Below are 18,708 nucleotides of genomic sequence, written 5' to 3' on the forward strand. Positions count from 1 at the left end.
TTGTCTTACATCAAATTCTTGATTGAATCTAGCACTTGTTACATAATAGATGAATAAATTTTAATTTTTATATAGGTGTATATGATGAGTGATATAAATGTGCCGATTATTTTTACAGATGCGGCCGCCAATAAGGTTAAAAACCTAATTGAAGGGGAAGATAATCCAAACCTACGATTAAGGGTATATATTACTGGTGGCGGTTGCAGTGGCTTCCAGTATGGTTTTACTTTTGATGAACAAGTGAATGATGGTGATTTAACTATCGAAAATCAGAGTGTAGGACTAGTAGTTGATCCAATGAGTTTACAATACTTAATTGGGGGAACTGTAGATTATATTGAAGGGTTAGAAGGTTCTCGTTTTGTTGTTAATAACCCTAATGCAAGTTCTACATGCGGATGTGGTTCTTCATTTAGCGTATAAAAATCAATTTATCTTATTTAAAAGACCGTCTGTATTGTGGGGTACAAGCGGTCTTTTACTTTATTTATTTTGCAAATATTGATTTACAGTGAAATACCTAATCCAAATAATAAATTGGTGAGTAAAGCTAAGGCTGCCATTTGTCCTAAAAAAGGACGTAGCTCTGTTGGTTCCTTGTGTTTATAAACAGTTTTACCTTGCTTGATAAAAATTGGTGTAGTTAATAAAAATAAGTAGTTATAAATATGTTCAAAGTGGAATACTACAAAGAGTAGGTAAGAGAATATCGCTAGACCAAGTAAAATAACATGGTAAATTCGCCCATTATCTCGACCAATACGTACGATCAACGTATTTTTTCCTGCCGCTTTGTCTTGATAAATATCTCTTAAATTGTTGATATTGAGAACGGCAACAGCGAGCAAACCACATCCTAATGCAGGCAGAAAAATCTGTGTAGGTAAAGTATGTGCTTGTAAATAGAAAGTCCCCCCTACTGCAAGAAACCCAAAGAAAATCAGAACGGAAACGTCACCTAATCCTATGTATCCATAAGGTTTTTTCCCTACAGTATAAGTAATTGCAGCAATAATGGCCAGAATACCAAGAATAGTGAAAACGACGAGATCTTGCCAACTTTCATATGAATACCCAATCAAAAAGGCGCCAGAAATTAAGCTTAATATCGCAAGAATAATCAATGCAGTTTTTAGCTGACTACCTGTAATTTGACCTTGTTGGATTGCTCTTAATGGACCTATACGTTGTGCAGTATCAGATCCCTTGACATGATCGCCATAATCATTCGCAAAATTAGATAAAACTTGTAGTAATAAAGTGGTTAATAAAGCTAACAATGTTGTTATTCCGTTAAATTTACCCACCCAACCAGCTAAGGCAGAGCCAACTAAAACAGATGCTAAGGCAAGAGGCAGGGTTCTTGGGCGAGCGGTACTTAACCAAACGGAGAAAGTAGAAGACTTTTTCATATCAATACATTTACTCATTTTTATATAGTTTTACTTTTAAAGCAGGGTATATTATTACACAATACGAAAAATCTTTTTGATCTTTTATGGAAAAACTTTAAATTTATATAAAATAGTGAGATAAATTTGTTACATTTAATCTTCTATTTAAAAGATTAAGAAGAGGTGAAATTGTAGAAAATGAATTGGATATTATTAATCATAGCAGGGTTATTTGAAACAGCTTTTGCGACTTGCCTTGGTAAAGCAAAGGAATCGATTGGAGTAGAAATGATTTACTGGTATATAGGATTTTTGGTTTGTTTACTTATCAGTATGTCTCTTCTCGTTAAATCTACTCAACAATTACCCATTGGAACGGCTTATGCTGTTTGGACAGGTATAGGTGCAGTTGGGACGGTATTAATTGGGATTTTTCTATTTAAGGAACCCGCTACGTTTTGGCGATTGTTTTTTCTTACTTCGTTAATTGCCTCTATAATTGGCTTAAAGGTAGTTTCTCACTAATATAAATAAGATTTTTTGATCTTATATGGAAAACCTTTTAATTTATGCAAAACACTATTCAACCAGTAATATTTAATCCTATTGGTATTGTTGAAACACCCTATGGTGAAAAATTTGCTGTACCTCGGCAGCCTAATTTAGTTACAGAAGGGAAGGGGATTTTACGATTATTACCTCCTTATAATACTGCTGATGCAGTTAGAGGATTAGAACAATTTAGTCATATTTGGCTGATTTTTCAATTTGACAAAGTACCGGATAGAAATTGGCATGCTACAGTTCGACCACCTCGTTTAGGAGGGAATGAACGAATAGGGGTATTTGCCAGTCGAGCAACCCATCGTCCTAATCCTATCGGGTTATCTAAAGTTGCGTTGGAAAAAGTGGAAATCAATGGGGGCGAGGTTCTTCTTCATTTGGGGAGTGTTGATTTAGTTGATGGAACACCTATTTTAGATATTAAACCTTATGTAGTTTATGCAGATAGTGAGCCACAAGCTCATTCTGGATTTGCACAACATAAACCAATCGCTAAATTAGACGTTATTTTTTCAAATTCTGCTTTACAAGCGGTAAGTTTAAGTCCTTATTTTGCAAAATTTAATATTCAGGAACCACTAGAGTTTATTCGCCAAGTGATTGCACAAGATCCACGTCCTGCTTATCAACAAGGTAAGATAAGTTCTCGAGTATATGGTATGCATTTAGCGAACCATAATATTCTATGGAAAATCAATGAGCAAAAGCCCAATGTAGCAGAAGTGCTTAAGGTTACTTCATTGAATTAATTCAACTTATATTACTCTAAGTTTGAATATGATTTACCGATACTAATACTAAGGAATTTATAATGAAATTGCACCAATATCTCTCAATCTTACCGCTTGCATTGACAATGATGGATGTATCAGCAGAAGTTACTCAGCCTGTTAATCAGGTAATTGATAAACAAGGATCTATTTTTCATTTTTCCACAAAAGTAACACGTACAGTAGAAAAAGATTTGATGCGTGCACAAATTTATAGTCGCCAATCAGGGAAGAGCTTGTTAGATATAAAGAAAAAAGTATCTGTTAATCTCAATAAAGTACTGGAGAGCATAAAACAATACTCATCAATTAATGTATCGACCACTGGTATTAGTAATCGTGTTGATTATGATGATAAAGGAAAAGCCAAAGGTTGGGTTGCCGAGGGGCAAATTGTCCTCCAAAGTAAAGATTTTGAGATAATGGCTAAGGTATTAGAAACATTAGGTAATGATGTCGCAATTGATTATGTGAATTTTAGTATTTCACCCGAAAAAAGAGCATCATTAGAGGACGAAATGACAGTTGAGATCATTAATCAATTCAAACATAAAGCAGAAGTGATTCAACAAAGTTTACAAGCTAAAAATTATGTATTAAGTGAAATTACTTTAAATACTCCAAATAGTGGAGGACAATATCAACGCTCAATGCCTGTTATGTATGCAACAAAATCATTGTCTGCAATGGAAGATGATTCATTACCTTTAGAGGCAGGAACAGGTGAATTATCTGCTACAGCTTCAGGCAAAATTATTTTTAATCAGGAATAATGAATAATGAAGTACTTTGAGAGTGTATTTATAGTTATATTTTGTTTTTTATTGAGTGGATGTTTAGTTACAACTGTTGTTGGTGGGGCAGTATCTGCGGCAAGTACTGCTGTTGGAACAGCTGTTGATGTTGTTGATGCCGTTACACCAGATATTACGGATTAAATGTGATTTAATCTTTAACAAGCGGTAACTTTGTTAGGAAAATTTGCAAATCACGTATAACCCGATACAATGTTTACCGTTTTTATTTTTACCTAAGGAATTTATATGAAAATCGAAAAAAATGTTGTACCAAGTATTGCTTACCAAGTTCGTACTCAAGATGGCGTATTGGTTGATGAAGCACCAGTAGAGCAACCCCTTGAGTATCTACATGGTCATAATAACCTTGTTATTGGTCTAGAAAATGCATTAGAAGGCAAAACTGTTGGTGAAACGTTTGAAGTTCGAGTAAAACCAGAGGAAGGTTACGGTGACTATAATGAAAATATGGTTCAACGTGTACCGAAAGATGTATTCCAAGGGGTTGATGAATTAGAAGTCGGTATGCGCTTTATTGCAGATACTGATGTTGGTCCATTACCTGTTGTAATTACTGAGATTGATGGTAATGAAGTGATAGTTGATGGAAACCATATGTTAGCTGGTCAAGAGTTATTATTTAGTGTTGAGGTGGTTGCAACACGTGAAGCGACATTAGAAGAAATTGCTCATGGACATGTTCATCAAGCAGAAGCAGGTTGTTGTGGTGGCGATCATGATCATGAACACGGTCATCACTGTGGTTGTGGACATAATCACTAATTAAATACTGGTATAACTCATGGATAATGAGACATTTCTACAAACAGGCACGGATTATCTCCGTGCTATTCTAAGTTCAAAAATTTATGATCTTGCCCAAGTGACTCCATTACAAAAAATGGAAAAACTTTCTGATCGTTTGGGTAATCAAATTTATATCAAAAGAGAAGATCGTCAGCCGGTACATAGTTTTAAAGTACGTGGTGCCTATGCAATGATCTCAAGCCTTTCTACTGCACAAAAAAATGCAGGTGTTATTGCTGCCTCAGCAGGTAATCATGCACAAGGGGTAGCTCTTTCAGCAAAGCACTTAGGCTTAAGAGCCTTAATTGTAATGCCTCAAAAAACACCCTCAATTAAAGTTGATGCAGTGCGTTCTTTTGGTGGTGAAGTGTTGCTTTATGGCGCAAATTTTGATGAAGCAAAAGCAAAAGCAATAGAGCTTTCCCAAGAGTTAAATATGACCTTTGTTCATCCATTTGATCACCCTTTAGTGATTGCAGGACAAGGTTCAATTGGCTTGGAATTATTACAACAAAGCAATCATCTTGATTATGTTTTCGTTCCAGTTGGTGGTGGCGGCTTAGTCGCTGGAATTGCTGTGCTTATTAAACAATTAATGCCAGAAATTAAAATCATTGGGGTTGAAGCAAAAGATTCTGCATGCTTATATTCCGCATTAAAAGCGGGAGAGCCGATTGAATTAGATCGTGTTGGCTTATTTGCTGATGGCGTAGCTGTAAAACGTATTGGTGATGAAACCTTCCGTTTATGTCAGCAATATATTGATGATGTGGTTTTAGTTGATAATGATGAAGTGTGTGCGGCACTCAAAGATGTATTTGAAAATGTGCGTGCAATAGCAGAGCCTTCTGGTGCGTTATCATTGGCAGGTTTAAAAAAATACGTTAAACAACATCAGATAGAAAATAAAAATCTGACTTGCATTCTGTCTGGTGCAAATATGAATTTTCACACTTTGCGCTACGTTTCGGAACGTTGTGAAATTGGTGAAAAACACGAAGCGCTATTGGCCGTTACAATTCCAGAGCAAAAAGGAAGTTTCTTGAAATTCTGTGAAATTATTGGTAATCGTGCCGTAACCGAATTTAATTACCGTCATGCAGATGATAGTAAAGCTTGCATCTTCGTTGGGGTGAGAGTAAGTGGGCATAATGAGAAAATAGATATTATCAAAAGCTTACAAAATAATGGCTATGATGTGGCCGATCTTTCCGAAGATGATATTGCTAAAACACATATTCGCTATATGGTTGGTGGACGTACTTCTATGATACCAAACGAACAATTGTATAGCTTTGAGTTCCCTGAGCAAAAGGGAGCTTTACTTCACTTCTTAAAGACTTTGAGTAAGTGGGATATTTCGCTTTTTCATTATCGTGCCCATGGTGCGGATTATGGCGATATCTTAGCGGCATTTGTAATGGATGATCAGCAAAAATCAATCTTCAATGAAGATTTACAACAATTAGGCTATCGCTATCAAAATGTGAGTGAAAGTCCAGCTTATCAATATTTTTTAAAATAAATTTTATAAATCTACAAGCGGTCAGTTATTTAATAAATTTTGCAAAAAATAGAAAATAATAGATCGCTTGTCATAATAAAAGAGGCAATTTTATGGCAGAACGTAAATATTTTGGGACTGACGGTGTACGTGGTAAAGTCGGACAATTCCCAATTACTCCTGATTTCGCATTAAAGCTCGGATGGGCAGCAGGAAAGATACTGGCAACTCAAGGCTCTAAAAAAGTGTTAATTGGTAAAGATACACGTATTTCAGGCTATATGTTGGAATCTGCTTTAGAAGCAGGTCTAGCTGCGGCAGGATTATCTGCAGCTTTTACAGGACCAATGCCTACACCAGCGATTGCCTATTTAACCCGTACATTTCGTGCTGAAGCAGGAATTGTGATTTCTGCATCACATAACCCTTATGATGATAATGGAATTAAGTTTTTCTCGACTGCTGGAGAAAAATTACCTGATGAGGTAGAAGAGGCGATAGAGACATTACTTGAGCAACCAATGGATTGCGTAAGTTCTGCTGAATTGGGACGAGCAAGTCGTATTACAGATGCTGTAGGGCGTTACATTGAATTTTGTAAAAGCACCTTTCCAGCTCATTTAAGTTTAGATGGCTATAAAATTGTTGTAGATTGTGCCAATGGTGCAACTTATCATATTGCCCCTAATGTTATGCGAGAACTTGGTGCAGAAGTTATCGAAATTGGTACTCGCCCAGATGGTTTAAACATCAATGAAAAATGTGGTGCAACAGATATTAAAGCACTTCAAAATGTGGTGATTGAATCTGGAGCAGATGTTGGTTTAGCCTATGATGGTGATGGAGATCGTCTTATCATGGTCGATCATTTAGGTAACAAGGTTGATGGTGATCAGATCTTATTTGTTATTGCTAGAGAAGCACTACGTGCTGGTAAATTGCAAGGTGGTGTTGTAGGTACTTTAATGAGTAATATGAGCCTTGAAATTGCTTTAAAAAGTTTAGCGATCCCATTCGTGCGTGCCAAAGTGGGTGATCGCTATGTGCTTGAACAAATGAAAGAAAGAGGTTGGAAATTAGGTGGTGAAAATTCAGGGCATATTATTGTACTTGATAAAAATACAACAGGAGATGGTATTATTGCATCACTTGAAGTATTAAGTGCAATGGCTAAAAATAAATTAAGTTTGAATGAGCTAGTAAAAGCCGTACCATTATTCCCACAGGTACTGATTAATGTCCGTTTTGATGGTGGAGATAATCCACTTGAATGTGATGAAGTTAAAGCTGTTGCTAAAGAAGTTGAACAACGTTTAGCTGGAAAAGGTCGAATCTTATTGCGTAAATCTGGTACTGAACCACTTATTCGTGTCATGGTTGAGTGTGATGATGGCGAAATAGCCCAACGTTGTGCAGAAGAAATTGCTGAAGTAGTAAGACGTAATTAATCCTATTATCAAGCGGTCATTTTTGCTAAAAATTTTGTAAAACTGACCGCTTGTCTCTTTGCACTTTTATATTTAGAATTTAACGCAAACGTTTGCTTTTAGGAGAGCGTATGGATCAGTTAGAAATGAAAAAAATTGCAGCTCGTGCCGCATTAAAATATGTTAAACCAGATACTATTGTTGGCGTAGGTAGCGGTTCAACGGTAAATTGTTTTATTGAAGTATTGGGTGAAATGGCTCATCAAATTAAAGGAGCTGTTGCAGCATCAAAAAATTCAGAAGAATTATTAAAAAAACAAGGTATTGAAGTTTTTAATACGAATGAAGTTTCAGGATTAGATGTTTATATTGATGGAGCAGATGAAATTACGCCACAGGGCTATATGATTAAAGGTGGTGGAGCTGCTTTAACTCGCGAAAAAATTGTAAGCTCTCTCGCTAAAAAATTTATTTGTATTGTGGATGAAAGTAAACAAGTAGATGTTTTAGGTTCAACTTTTGCATTGCCTGTTGAAGTGATTCCAATGGCTCGCTCTTATGTTGCTCGTCAGTTAGTAGCATTAGGTGGCTCGCCTGAATACCGTGAAAATGTTGTGACTGATAATGGTAATGTGATTTTAGATGTGTATAACTTCAAGATTTTAGAACCATTAAAAATGGAACACACGATCAACAATATTGCAGGTGTTGTGACTAACGGAATTTTTGCTCAACGTTATGCAAATGTTACTATTGTTGGAACCCCAGAGGGTGCCAAAATTCTCGAATAATAATAAAGATGTAAATCAGGAAATAATATGGCAAACAAAGTTTCATTAGATAAATCAAAAATCAAATTTGTACTGCTTGAAGGCATTCATCAAAATGCAATTGATACTCTAAAAGCAGCAGGTTATACCAATATTGAATATCACAAAAAAGCATTAGATGGCGAAGAGTTAATTAATGCAATAAAAGATGCTCATTTTCTCGGTATTCGCTCTCGCACTTTTTTAACAGAAGAAGTGCTATCACATGCTAATAAACTCATTGCAATTGGTTGCTTTTGTATTGGAACAAACCAAGTCAATTTGGAAGTGGCTAAGCGTCGAGGAATCCCTGTATTTAACGCACCATTTTCTAATACACGTTCAGTTGCAGAGTTAGCGCTAGGTGAAATTCTGCTACTAATGCGTCAAGTCCCTAAAGCAAATGCTGAGGTTCATCGTGGTCTTTGGAATAAATCTGCCGCGGGTGCGAATGAAGTGCGTGGTAAGAATCTTGGGATTGTCGGTTATGGTCATATTGGATCACAGTTGAGCGTATTAGCTGAAGCTGTTGGGATGCGAGTTTATTTTTATGATATTGAAAATAAATTACCGTTAGGTAATGCACATCAAATTGGTTCTCTTGATGAGTTGCTTGCAATGAGTGATGCGATTTCACTTCATGTCCCAGAAAATGCTTCCACAAAAAATATTTTAAATGCTACAAATTTACCTAAAGTAAAACAAGGAGCAATAATTATTAATGCAGCTCGTGGTACTGTTGTTGATATCGATGCATTAGTTGATGTGTTGAAATCAGGTCATATTAGAGGAGCTGGCTTAGATGTATTTCCAACAGAACCTGCATCAATTAATGATCCTTTCGAATCTCCATTACGTGAATTTGATAATGTCATCTTGACCCCACATATTGGCGGTTCAACATCAGAAGCTCAAGCAAATATTGGTTCTGAAGTAGCAAGTAAGTTTGTAAAATACTCTGATAATGGCTCAACATTATCTGCCGTTAATTTCCCAGAAGTTTCGTTGCCGGAACATCATGGAACAAAACGTTTATTGCACATTCATACCAATAAGCCGGGTATTTTAAATAAAATTAACCAAATATTTGTTGATGCTGATGTAAATATTGCTGCTCAATTCTTACAAACTGATCCTACAATTGGTTACGTGGTTATTGATGTTGAATCAGAGCATACTGAGGATGCATTAAAACGTTTGAAGGCAATTGACGGTACTATCAAAGCTAGAGTGTTGTACTAAAAATTTCTTTATATACAATAAATACTTCAATATCAACTAATTATAAGGTGTTATTGGGGTATTTTTCTTTTATATAAACATATTCTGAATTTATTGAATTAAAGGAGAATAACATAATGATGTACCAGTGGCTTTTAGCATTTAATAAACCGAGTAATAGGCTATGGGTTACTCCTGCTTATTGGGCGTTATTAACTGTTATTTTTGTTTTATCATTGAGATTTGGGACACGTTTTTTTACAGAAGATATTTTTCCTGATATTTCTCATGATACATTAAGTAACTTACTTAATATTATTGCTTCAAGTATGCTAGCGGTTAGCACTTTTTCATTGTCTATTATGGTTTCAGCCTTTTCATCAGCGGCTAATAGTGCAACTCCTAGAGCGACGGATTTAGTAATGGGAGATGAGCATACTCGAACAGCAATTACCAGTTTTATTTGCGCCTTCATTTACGCAATTATTGCACAAACGGCTTTAGGTATGGGATTTTATGGGCAAAATGGGCGTTTTATTTTATTTATCAGCACTATTGCTGTACTTACTTACCTCATTGTTACTCTTATTCATTGGGTTTATACCTTGTCTCAACTAGGGCGATTAAGAAATACATTAACTAAGATTGAAAAGGTCGCATCAGATGCTTTGCAGACTTATCGCAGTCATCCTCAAATGGGGGCAACTTGGCAAGGAAATTTGACTTCTCGTGCGAAAAGTTTAAGTGCGGGAGTGAGCGGTTATTTAACTCACATTGATGTACAAACACTACAAAATAAAGCTGAAGATGCTAATTGTTATATTCATATTAATGTTCGACCTGGTGAGTTGATTGCACCAGATACTATTCTGTGCTTTATTGAAGGTAAGTTTGATGAACCTGAATCAATCAGACATAGTTTTGTATTTGATCAACAGCGAACTTTTGCTCAAGATCCTAATTGGGGAATGATTGTATTGAGTGAAGCTGCTCAAAAAGCACTATCACCGGGGATTAATGATCCTGGTACAGCAATCAATGTTATGATGATTATGACTTCTTTGTTGCTTAAAGATACCGATAAAGATAAGAACACTAAGAATTTTGATCGAATATCAATAAAATCAATTGATTGTGGTGAATGGATTAGAGATGCTTTTGCTCCTATTTCACGTGATGGTGCTACTATTTTAGAAGTAAATTTAGTGATGCAAAAAATGTTAGCAAGTATCTGGCGGAATGCACCGGAGCAAAAACTTTCTCAGGCTGCTTTTGATATGGCAGAATATGCGTTGGAAAGAGCAGTACAGCAAATTGGTTTTAAACCTGATGTGGAATTACTTAAACAAAAGCATAAGTCATTATTTCCATAGCTGTAGATTCGTCTTCACAAAAATAGGCACTTTTAAGTGCCTATTTTTACATAATCCATAATTATGCAATATTACTAGGTACTTCTGCACCATTTTCAATATTTAATCGTTGGCTATTTTTCCCTTTCACAAGAATTTGTCCAACACTCATTGAATGAATTTTGCCACCTTGTTTTACTTCAAGAGCGGTCACTTCATCTCCTAAGGTTTGTAAATTTCCAGCGATATTAATTTCTTCCGCTTCACCACCAGATTGAATAGAAAGTGCTGTTGGTTTTAATGTAAAAATTACACCTTTCACTAATGATTCACCTTCGCTACCATGAGTAGTGATATCCCCATGAACTGTTAATTTACCAATTTTTCTGCTTAATTGAATACCAATAGAACCATCGCCGTAAGTAGCAATATTATTGAATTCAATATTATCTACCGTCCCATCATATTGATTGTAGCCTCTTGCTCCCATACCATAGGTTGCAACATTGCCTTTTACCACAAAGTTACCGACTTTACCGAAGTTCACAAAGCCGATACCGCTTGGACCATAAGAGAGAATATCTTTTTCAGATAACCAATTCTCAACTGTTCCCCAAGTATCTAGTACCATATCATTTACACCATAAGTCACAATGTTATCATGATGAATTAACTCTTTAACAATTGCGCCATAAACAATAAATACACCTGCAGTAATAATATCAGGTACACCAAATGGAAGCTTACCGTTTGAATAAACTGCTTGAGTAGTAATACGATCAGCAACAACTTGACCACCCTCATCTCCAAAACCCGAAACAAATAAACCAGATCCCAATACAGGCGCATTTTTGCGACCGATAGTGATGTTATCAATTGTAAGATCGATACGGCTATCTTTTTGGCTATTAAAGTTATAAACCGTTAAAGCACCTTGGTAAACATTTACACCGTATTTTTGTGGCTGTTCAGGATAGTGACGAGCGTCACAAGCAATAATATCAATATCTTTTAGAGCTAATTTTGCAGATTTTGTACCGGAACGAGTAATGAATGAGAATTGACCTGTAAGTGTAAGATTTTCAAAACTGAACTCACCTAAATCGTCTTCCTGTAATATGTTATAGATTGCTCTTTGATTAGGTTCTGCTTGAATATTTAAGTGACTAATTTTATTGTTCTTTGTTAGTGCAACACCATCTGTACGAGAAAATGCTAATGTAGGCAGTTCGCCATTTTCTTGTGGTTTACCTTGCAAAGTCGTATTGGGTGGAAGGGTAAATGAATTGCTTACTAGAATGTTTCTACCGATAGTGATTTCTTTGTCACCATTTAAGATAGCTTTGACGAGATCTTGGTAGTTGTTAATTGTTTTCATTGTGGGACTCCTGTAATTATTTATAAATAGTTAGAGTGAAATGAGATGCCAGCCTATATTGAAAGGTGATGATTTACCAATTTGGCAGGAATCAAAACAGGTAAGCAATATTTAATACGTTAGTACATATTATTTAAAGGTAAGTTCAAGAAAATATTAGGAATTAACAATAATAGAAGATGTTCGCCTAGTAAAAATACGGTAAACGAACATCTTATGCACAATATAATTGTGGGATTATAAATTTTTAGGAATACGGATCTTCTGACCTGGGAAGATTTTATCCGCATCTTTGATGACTTCTTTGTTTGCTTCAACGATGGCTGTGTACTTAGCACCATTACCATAAGCTTTTTCAGCAATTTTCCAAAGTGTATCACCTTTTTCTATTACATAAAATTCGTCATCGGCTGCTAATGTCTCACCGTTTTCAAGTTTGACTCCATCAATATTTACATTGTTGATGCCTGCAATATTTCCTGCCATCAATACAGCTTTCTCAACAGCTGCTGCAGTTGAAGCTACGCCACTAATCTTTGCTGTACCATTTTCGACGGTAACTTTTACATCTTCAACACCCGGATTGTCTTCAGCTAAATGTTCAGTAACAGCTTTTGACGCATCTTCTTCTTTATCAAATAATTTTTTACCGATATCGGCAACAAAATCAAATAAACCCATTATTAAAGTCCTCTTATAAAAATACATTTTTTAGATTGAAATTATTCAATCAATTGATTAGATTACTCTAATTTAGAGAAGTTCCAAAGAGAAAAATATGAAACTTGCAGAAGCTTTGATAGAACGTGCAGATTTACAACGCCGTTTATTACAACTCAATCAACGTTTACAACAAAATGCTCAATATCAAGAAGGTGAAAAACCAACAGAAGATCCGAATGAATTGTTGTTGGAATATAGTGCTGTAGCTGAAAAATTAAAACAACTAATTGTTAAGATCAATTTAGCTAACAACAGTATCCAACTTGCGAATGGATTGGCAATGGTTGAAGCATTGGCAGAGCGAGATTTACTTAAAGCAAAACATTCTATGCTCATCAATCTTGCTGATGCAGCAATGCCAGAACAAACACGTTATAGTCGTAGTGAGATTAAGAGTTTGTCTGCAGTGAATGTTAAAGAAATAAGAAAACAAGCTGATGATGTGGCAAAAAAACATCGTGAATTAGATACGCAAATTCAACAAGCAAATTGGCTTAATGATATTGAATACTAAATAAGTAAAAAATTAGTGTAGCTATTATTTTAAGGCGAATACAAACCCTCGCTTAGGGAAAAAGCATAAATAGCAGAAACGAAGGGCAGTTTCATTTTTTGAACAGTGTAGCCTTGTACATGTTATTCTGTATTGATACGGCGTAAATTGTATAACCTTGTATTGATTAAAATAATAGTGAGGGTGGGATAGGGGATCAAGCGGTCAGATTTGCAAAATAATTTGCAGATCTGACCGCTTGTGTTTTCAATTTATTGATTATTCCGCTAAAATTGACCACTTATTTTTATCTAATTAGGATTTGCAGTGAGACAGGTGATTTTCTATTTACTCAGTCAGCACAATGAGGGTGAGCTATCCGCTCAAGCATTGCTTGCGTGTGATTTAGCTGCCAATGCTTGGCGACAAGGTAAGCGTGTTATCATCACTTGTGAAACAGAAGAACAGGCCTTATTGATTGATGAAGCGCTATGGGCAAGAGATCCCGATGATTTTGTGCCACACAATTTATCAGGCGAAGCGACGACTTATGCTACACCAATAGAAATATCATGGAAAGGTAAGCGTAATGCGCAACGTCGAGATGTATTGATTTCATTGCAAAAAGAATTGCCTGAATTTATCAACAGCTTTAATCAGATTATTGATTTTGTTCCTGTTGATGAAGCAGAAAAAGCACAAGCTAGAGAACGTTATAAGCAATATCGTCAGTTGGGATGGCAGTTGAGTACAGAACAACAATGAATCCAGTATCGTATATATAAAGATTCTTCAAATGAATATATTAGAAAAAATTGATGAACTAAAAAATAAATTAACACAATTGCGACCTCTTTCAATGGAAGAGGTCAAGCGTTTGCGTGAAGAGTTTATTATTGAAAGTAGTTATAATTCTAATGCCATTGAAGGAAATACGATTACGCTAAGAGAAACTGTCCTAATCTTAAAAGAAGGCATAACCATTGCAGAAAAACCAATTAGAGAACATTTAGATATTATTGGTTTTAAAGATGCATTTAATTATATTTATGAATTAGTTGCGAATAACGAATCCTTATCAGAACAGGTAATTAAAGATATTCATTCATTGGTATTAATGAATAGTGCTGAAAATCGAGGTATATATCGAAAAATTCCTGTAAAAATATTAGGGGCTGAAAACGAAACAACAGCACCTTACTTAATTGCAGAAAAAATGGCGGAATTAATTGTCATTTATCACTCTAAACTGACCGCTTGTCATCCACTCGAAGCTATTACTTGGTTACATTTAGCTTTTGAGAGTATCCATCCATTTATTGATGGAAATGGGAGAACGGGACGGTTGCTATTAAATTTTGAGTTATTAAAACAAGGGTATTTGCCTGTTGATATCAAGTTCTCAGATCGGGCAAAGTATTATCAATGTTTTGATGATTACCATAAAAATAATCAAGATATTCGTTCGCTACTCAGCTTAGTTAGCCATTATGAATTGAATGAGCTAGAACGGTATTTACAAATATTAGTTTAATTAACGAATCATTAATATTAAGCGTTTTAAAAAAGAGAAAACCAATGACTAAACAATTTGAAATGGCAGATAGATTTGATTCTTCTGCAGTAGAACAAGCACTTTATAAACACTGGGAAGAACAAGGTTATTTTAAACCTTCCCTTGATACCTCAAAACCGGGATATTGCATTGCGATTCCGCCACCGAATGTAACAGGTAGCTTACATATGGGACACGCTTTCCAACAAACATTAATGGATACCTTGATCCGTTTTAATCGTATGGAAGGTAATAATACCCTATGGCAAGCAGGTACAGACCACGCAGGGATTGCAACACAAATGGTGGTTGAGCGTAAGATTGCCGCAGAAGAAGGTAAAACTCGCCATGATTACGGACGTGAAGCGTTCATCAATAAAATTTGGGATTGGAAAGCCCATTCAGGTGGCACAATCAGCCAACAAATGCGTCGTTTAGGTAACTCGGTCGATTGGGAGCGTGAACGCTTTACAATGGATGAAGGCTTATCTAACGCAGTGAAAGAAGTCTTTGTTCGTTTGCACGAAGAAGGCTTAATTTATCGTGGGAAACGCTTAGTAAACTGGGATCCAAAATTACGTACCGCTATTTCTGATTTAGAAGTAGAAAACAAAGAGAGTAAAGGTAGTCTTTGGCATTTCCGCTATCCGCTCGCAAATGGAGCAAAAACGGCTGAAGGAAAAGATTATTTAATCGTTGCGACCACTCGTCCTGAAACAATGTTAGGCGATACAGCAGTGGCGGTGCATCCAGAAGATGAACGTTACCAAGATCTCATTGGTAAAACCGTGATGTTGCCATTAGCCAATCGTGAAATTCCTATTATTGCTGATGATTATGTGGATCGTGAATTTGGAACGGGTGTAGTAAAAATTACGCCTGCTCACGACTTTAACGACTACGAAGTGGGTAAACGTCACAATCTACCATTGGTTAATATTTTAACCTTAAATGCAGATATTCGTGATGAAGCAGAAATCTTTGGCTATAACAACAAGCCAATTGACAATTACCCTGCATTAATTCCCAACGATTATAAAGGCTTAGAACGTTTTGCTGCTCGTAAAAAAATCGTGGCTGATTTCGATGCTTTAGGTTTATTAGAAGAAATTAAACCACATGATCTCAAAGTGCCTTATGGCGACCGTGGCGGTGTGCCAATTGAACCAATGCTCACAGATCAATGGTATGTGAGCGTAAAACCACTTGCAGAAGTGGCGACTAAAGCAGTAGAAGATGGCGAAATCCAATTCGTACCAAAACAGTATGAAAACCTTTATTTCTCTTGGATGCGTGATATTCAAGACTGGTGTATTTCTCGTCAATTATGGTGGGGACATCGTATTCCTGCTTGGTACGATGAAGAAGGTAATATTTATGTGGCACGCAATGAAGAAGAAGTTCGTCAAAAACATAATTTACCTGCCGATCTCGTATTAAAACAAGATGAAGACGTATTAGATACGTGGTTCTCTTCAGGCTTGTGGACATTCTCTACATTGGGTTGGCCAGAGCAAACACCAGAATTAAAAATGTTTCACCCGACCGATGTATTGATTACGGGCTTTGACATCATTTTCTTCTGGGTTGCACGTATGATTATGTTTACGATGCACTTCATTAAAGATGAAAATGGTAAACCACAAGTACCATTCAAAACTGTGTATGTAACGGGCTTGATTCGTGATGAACAAGGTCAAAAAATGTCGAAATCAAAAGGGAATGTACTTGACCCAATTGATATGATCGATGGTATTAGCCTTGAGGCTCTTCTCGAAAAACGTACTGGTAATATGATGCAACCGCAACTTGCTGAGAAAATTGCCAAAGCAACTCGTAAAGAGTTTGCGGACGGTATTTCAGCACACGGTACAGATGCCTTACGCTTTACATTAGCTGCATTGGCAAGCAACGGACGCGATATCAACTGGGATATGAAACGTTTAGAAGGTTATCGTAATTTCTGTAATAAATTATGGAATGCGAGCCGTTTTGTACTCACCAATGAAAAATTGGATCTGAATGAGGGTGATGTTGAATATAGCTTAGCGGATCGTTGGATTAAATCTGAATTTAACCGTACGGTTGAGGCATTCCGTTCAGCATTGGCTCAATATCGTTTCGATCTTGCAGCGAATGCAATTTATGAATTTACTTGGAACCAATTCTGTGACTGGTATTTAGAGCTAACTAAACCGATTTTTGCACAGGGTACAGACGCACAAAAACGTGGTGCAAGCCGTACGCTTGTTCAAGTATTAGAGCAATTATTACGTTTAGCTCATCCAATTATGCCATTCATCACTGAAGAAATTTGGCAAAAAGTGAAAGGCTTTGCAGGCGTATCAGGCGATACCATTATGTTACAACCATTCCCTCAAGTTGATACGGCTAGCCTTGATGAAGAGGCAGAACAACAAATCGGTTGGATTAAAGAAGTAATTACTGCAGTGCGTAATATCCGTGCAGAAAGTAATATCGCTCCAAGTAAACCATTAGATCTGTTATTACGTCACGTCAGTGATGAAAATCGCAAAATTTTGGTAGAAAACGACCGCTTGTTAAAAACCTTAGCTAAACTTGAAACTATCCAAGTATTAGGTGCTGATGAAAAAGCCCCACTTTCTGTTACTAAGTTAGTTGGCAAAGCGGAATTATTTGTGCCAATGGCAGGCTTTATCAACAAAGACGCTGAACTCGCCCGTTTAAACAAAGAGATTGAAAAAATCCAAGGTGAAATTAAACGGATAGAAAACAAACTCAGCAATGAAGCCTTTGTTGCCAAAGCCCCAGAGCAAGTGATTGCGAAGGAAAAAGAAAAAATGCAAGGCTATCAAGAAGGACTAGAAAAACTGAGAATGCAGTTTAGCGAAATTGAAGCGTTGTAGGATGTTTTGAAAAATGCGGTCAGATTTATTTGACCGCATTTTTTTGTATAATATAGTTTAGGAGAATGTAATGAAAAGTATTTCTTTTGGTAGAATTTTTCTAAAAAAAGATTCTTTGAATGTATCGTCGGAATTAAAGCTATGTAAGAAGAATATTGGGTTTCTTAATCCTATTTTAAAGCAAACAACGGCAATTCAACAAAATGAAGATTTTTCTTCAATGATTGTTACTTTTTTTTATGGAAGCAGATTTGAAAAAACATTGTGTTATGAAGAATTATCTACATTAGCAGAATTATATACGTCAAAGGAAATATTAAAAAAAGATTTAAAAATTACGTCAGATAATTGCTTGAGTAGGATTGTGATAGCAACGGATGTAAAAGAAAATATTGATAATAATCTTTTAAAAAATTGTTCTTGGTATATTAGAAATTCAGAGACTTTGAAGGTAGAAGATTTTACATTACAAAATAATGAATTTAGATCTATTGATGGTAGAGGAATGGTTTTATTAACCAAATATCCTGATGATGAGCGGTACCAAGCTTGTCGTGGGATATTTCTAACAATGTTAGGATTAGCCTATTATTTAGCATTACAACAAGTCAGTGAAGAATTAGCATTCGTCTTAAAGGATACAAATAATATTGAAGAATTAAATAAACTCTATACTGAGGCAACTGTTTTTAATGCTCGCTATTATTTTCATAATCCTATTGAATTTTCTCGTTATCCAACATTCCAAGCATGGGAAGAGGTAAGAAATACTTATCAACTAGCAATAAAGAATAAAGAAGTTATCTCTCAATTAGGTCAAGTACACGGTATTATCAGTCGTATTCAAGAAAAAGTAGAACAACAGGATAATGATAGGAAAAATTTAAAACTGACTTTACTTGGTATAGTACTTTCATTATTTGGTCTTGTAGAAGTTATAGATACTCTGATAAATTGGTTTGAATAGCTTTTTATCGGATATGAGAATAATTAATTAAAGAATATGTAAATTAAAAAATGCAG

19 protein-coding genes are annotated in these 18,708 nt (G+C 35.7%); 16 read left to right on the forward strand and 3 right to left on the reverse strand.

The features are described 5' to 3' along the window. Positions 1–84 precede the first annotated feature (84 nt). Positions 85–426: an iron-sulfur cluster insertion protein ErpA gene (erpA, locus tag Q1J40_RS00860; protein ID WP_363321845.1), complete on the forward strand. Its 342-nt coding sequence runs from the start codon at positions 85–87 to the stop codon at positions 424–426. Positions 427–509: 83 nt separating this feature from the next. Here erpA and Q1J40_RS00865 read toward each other — a convergent pair whose 3' ends face one another. After that, a complete protein-coding gene (locus Q1J40_RS00865; protein WP_301098154.1) occupies positions 510–1,415 on the reverse strand; it encodes a 1,4-dihydroxy-2-naphthoate polyprenyltransferase in 906 nt (301 codons plus the stop codon). Between the two features lie 180 nt (positions 1,416–1,595). On the opposite strand from Q1J40_RS00865, the gene Q1J40_RS00870 reads away from it, so the two are divergent. From Q1J40_RS00870 to Q1J40_RS00915, 10 genes are all read left to right on the forward strand, one after another. Continuing rightward, positions 1,596–1,922, forward strand: a complete 327-nt coding sequence (locus Q1J40_RS00870) for a DMT family transporter (RefSeq protein WP_301098155.1) — start codon at positions 1,596–1,598, stop codon at positions 1,920–1,922. Positions 1,923–1,966: 44 nt separating this feature from the next. Further along, positions 1,967–2,710 (forward strand): tRNA (N6-threonylcarbamoyladenosine(37)-N6)-methyltransferase TrmO, encoded by a 744-nt coding sequence (gene tsaA, locus Q1J40_RS00875; protein WP_301098156.1) that lies wholly within the window; start codon positions 1,967–1,969, stop codon positions 2,708–2,710. Positions 2,711–2,772: 62 nt separating this feature from the next. After that, positions 2,773–3,504: an SIMPL domain-containing protein gene (locus tag Q1J40_RS00880; protein WP_301098157.1), complete on the forward strand. Its 732-nt coding sequence runs from the start codon at positions 2,773–2,775 to the stop codon at positions 3,502–3,504. A gap of 6 nt (positions 3,505–3,510) precedes the next feature. Continuing rightward, positions 3,511–3,669, forward strand: coding sequence for a hypothetical protein (locus tag Q1J40_RS00885; protein ID WP_301098158.1), 159 nt, complete (start codon positions 3,511–3,513; stop codon positions 3,667–3,669). A 105-nt stretch (positions 3,670–3,774) separates the two neighbouring features. After that, positions 3,775–4,311: a peptidylprolyl isomerase gene (slyD, locus tag Q1J40_RS00890; RefSeq protein ID WP_301098159.1), complete on the forward strand. Its 537-nt coding sequence runs from the start codon at positions 3,775–3,777 to the stop codon at positions 4,309–4,311. A gap of 19 nt (positions 4,312–4,330) precedes the next feature. Continuing rightward, on the forward strand, positions 4,331–5,860 hold the full coding sequence (ilvA, locus tag Q1J40_RS00895) for a threonine ammonia-lyase, biosynthetic (protein WP_301098160.1): 1,530 nt from the start codon (positions 4,331–4,333) through the stop codon (positions 5,858–5,860). A gap of 92 nt (positions 5,861–5,952) precedes the next feature. Beyond that, the gene (gene glmM / locus Q1J40_RS00900; RefSeq protein ID WP_301098161.1) at positions 5,953–7,287 is read left to right on the forward strand and encodes a phosphoglucosamine mutase; all 1,335 of its coding nucleotides are present in this window, start codon (positions 5,953–5,955) and stop codon (positions 7,285–7,287) included. Positions 7,288–7,397: 110 nt separating this feature from the next. Further along, positions 7,398–8,057, forward strand: a complete 660-nt coding sequence (rpiA, locus tag Q1J40_RS00905; RefSeq protein WP_301098162.1) for a ribose-5-phosphate isomerase RpiA — start codon at positions 7,398–7,400, stop codon at positions 8,055–8,057. Positions 8,058–8,084: 27 nt separating this feature from the next. Continuing rightward, entirely contained in the window at positions 8,085–9,317 is a 1,233-nt protein-coding gene (serA, locus tag Q1J40_RS00910) for a phosphoglycerate dehydrogenase (RefSeq protein WP_301098163.1), read from the forward strand. Between the two features lie 116 nt (positions 9,318–9,433). Beyond that, a complete protein-coding gene (locus Q1J40_RS00915) occupies positions 9,434–10,669 on the forward strand; it encodes a DUF2254 domain-containing protein (protein ID WP_301098164.1) in 1,236 nt (411 codons plus the stop codon). 61 nt (positions 10,670–10,730) lie between these two features. Here Q1J40_RS00915 and Q1J40_RS00920 read toward each other — a convergent pair whose 3' ends face one another. After that, positions 10,731–12,026, reverse strand: coding sequence for a hypothetical protein (locus Q1J40_RS00920; RefSeq protein WP_301098165.1), 1,296 nt, complete (start codon positions 12,024–12,026; stop codon positions 10,731–10,733). A 237-nt stretch (positions 12,027–12,263) separates the two neighbouring features. Beyond that, entirely contained in the window at positions 12,264–12,707 is a 444-nt protein-coding gene (gene lysM / locus Q1J40_RS00925) for a peptidoglycan-binding protein LysM (RefSeq protein WP_301098166.1), read from the reverse strand. Between the two features lie 97 nt (positions 12,708–12,804). On the opposite strand from lysM, the gene Q1J40_RS00930 reads away from it, so the two are divergent. The 5 genes from Q1J40_RS00930 to Q1J40_RS00950 all read left to right on the forward strand — a co-directional run bounded on the left by Q1J40_RS00930 (position 12,805) and on the right by Q1J40_RS00950 (position 18,652). Continuing rightward, positions 12,805–13,263: a DIP1984 family protein gene (locus Q1J40_RS00930; protein ID WP_301098167.1), complete on the forward strand. Its 459-nt coding sequence runs from the start codon at positions 12,805–12,807 to the stop codon at positions 13,261–13,263. Between the two features lie 306 nt (positions 13,264–13,569). Then, complete coding sequence (locus tag Q1J40_RS00935) at positions 13,570–14,007, forward strand: DNA polymerase III subunit chi (RefSeq protein ID WP_301098168.1); 438 nt, start codon at positions 13,570–13,572, stop codon at positions 14,005–14,007. Between the two features lie 31 nt (positions 14,008–14,038). Continuing rightward, positions 14,039–14,776 (forward strand): Fic family protein, encoded by a 738-nt coding sequence (locus Q1J40_RS00940; protein WP_301098169.1) that lies wholly within the window; start codon positions 14,039–14,041, stop codon positions 14,774–14,776. Between the two features lie 44 nt (positions 14,777–14,820). Further along, positions 14,821–17,685: a valine--tRNA ligase gene (locus tag Q1J40_RS00945; protein ID WP_301098170.1), complete on the forward strand. Its 2,865-nt coding sequence runs from the start codon at positions 14,821–14,823 to the stop codon at positions 17,683–17,685. A 70-nt stretch (positions 17,686–17,755) separates the two neighbouring features. After that, on the forward strand, positions 17,756–18,652 hold the full coding sequence (locus tag Q1J40_RS00950) for a hypothetical protein (protein WP_301098171.1): 897 nt from the start codon (positions 17,756–17,758) through the stop codon (positions 18,650–18,652). Positions 18,653–18,708: the final 56 nt, after the last annotated feature.

The organism is Otariodibacter sp., assembly GCF_029256985.1.
Taxonomy (GTDB): domain Bacteria; phylum Pseudomonadota; class Gammaproteobacteria; order Enterobacterales; family Pasteurellaceae; genus Otariodibacter.

What these genes read in the sequence shown, in the direction of transcription:
- erpA (WP_363321845.1), top strand. Translation starts at nt 85, where the DNA reads ATGAGTGATATAAATGTGCCGATTATTTTTACAGATGCGGCCGCCAAT.
- serA (WP_301098163.1), top strand. Translation starts at nt 8,085, where the DNA reads ATGGCAAACAAAGTTTCATTAGATAAATCAAAAATCAAATTTGTACTG.
- Q1J40_RS00945 (WP_301098170.1), top strand. Translation starts at nt 14,821, where the DNA reads ATGACTAAACAATTTGAAATGGCAGATAGATTTGATTCTTCTGCAGTA.
- glmM (WP_301098161.1), top strand. Translation starts at nt 5,953, where the DNA reads ATGGCAGAACGTAAATATTTTGGGACTGACGGTGTACGTGGTAAAGTC.
- slyD (WP_301098159.1), top strand. Translation starts at nt 3,775, where the DNA reads ATGAAAATCGAAAAAAATGTTGTACCAAGTATTGCTTACCAAGTTCGT.
- Q1J40_RS00915 (WP_301098164.1), top strand. Translation starts at nt 9,434, where the DNA reads ATGATGTACCAGTGGCTTTTAGCATTTAATAAACCGAGTAATAGGCTA.
- rpiA (WP_301098162.1), top strand. Translation starts at nt 7,398, where the DNA reads ATGGATCAGTTAGAAATGAAAAAAATTGCAGCTCGTGCCGCATTAAAA.
- Q1J40_RS00870 (WP_301098155.1), top strand. Translation starts at nt 1,596, where the DNA reads ATGAATTGGATATTATTAATCATAGCAGGGTTATTTGAAACAGCTTTT.
- Q1J40_RS00940 (WP_301098169.1), top strand. Translation starts at nt 14,039, where the DNA reads ATGAATATATTAGAAAAAATTGATGAACTAAAAAATAAATTAACACAA.
- Q1J40_RS00920 (WP_301098165.1), bottom strand. Translation starts at nt 12,026, where the DNA reads ATGAAAACAATTAACAACTACCAAGATCTCGTCAAAGCTATCTTAAAT.
- tsaA (WP_301098156.1), top strand. Translation starts at nt 1,967, where the DNA reads ATGCAAAACACTATTCAACCAGTAATATTTAATCCTATTGGTATTGTT.
- Q1J40_RS00950 (WP_301098171.1), top strand. Translation starts at nt 17,756, where the DNA reads ATGAAAAGTATTTCTTTTGGTAGAATTTTTCTAAAAAAAGATTCTTTG.
- Q1J40_RS00880 (WP_301098157.1), top strand. Translation starts at nt 2,773, where the DNA reads ATGAAATTGCACCAATATCTCTCAATCTTACCGCTTGCATTGACAATG.
- ilvA (WP_301098160.1), top strand. Translation starts at nt 4,331, where the DNA reads ATGGATAATGAGACATTTCTACAAACAGGCACGGATTATCTCCGTGCT.
- lysM (WP_301098166.1), bottom strand. Translation starts at nt 12,707, where the DNA reads ATGGGTTTATTTGATTTTGTTGCCGATATCGGTAAAAAATTATTTGAT.
- Q1J40_RS00930 (WP_301098167.1), top strand. Translation starts at nt 12,805, where the DNA reads ATGAAACTTGCAGAAGCTTTGATAGAACGTGCAGATTTACAACGCCGT.
- Q1J40_RS00865 (WP_301098154.1), bottom strand. Translation starts at nt 1,415, where the DNA reads ATGAAAAAGTCTTCTACTTTCTCCGTTTGGTTAAGTACCGCTCGCCCA.
- Q1J40_RS00885 (WP_301098158.1), top strand. Translation starts at nt 3,511, where the DNA reads ATGAAGTACTTTGAGAGTGTATTTATAGTTATATTTTGTTTTTTATTG.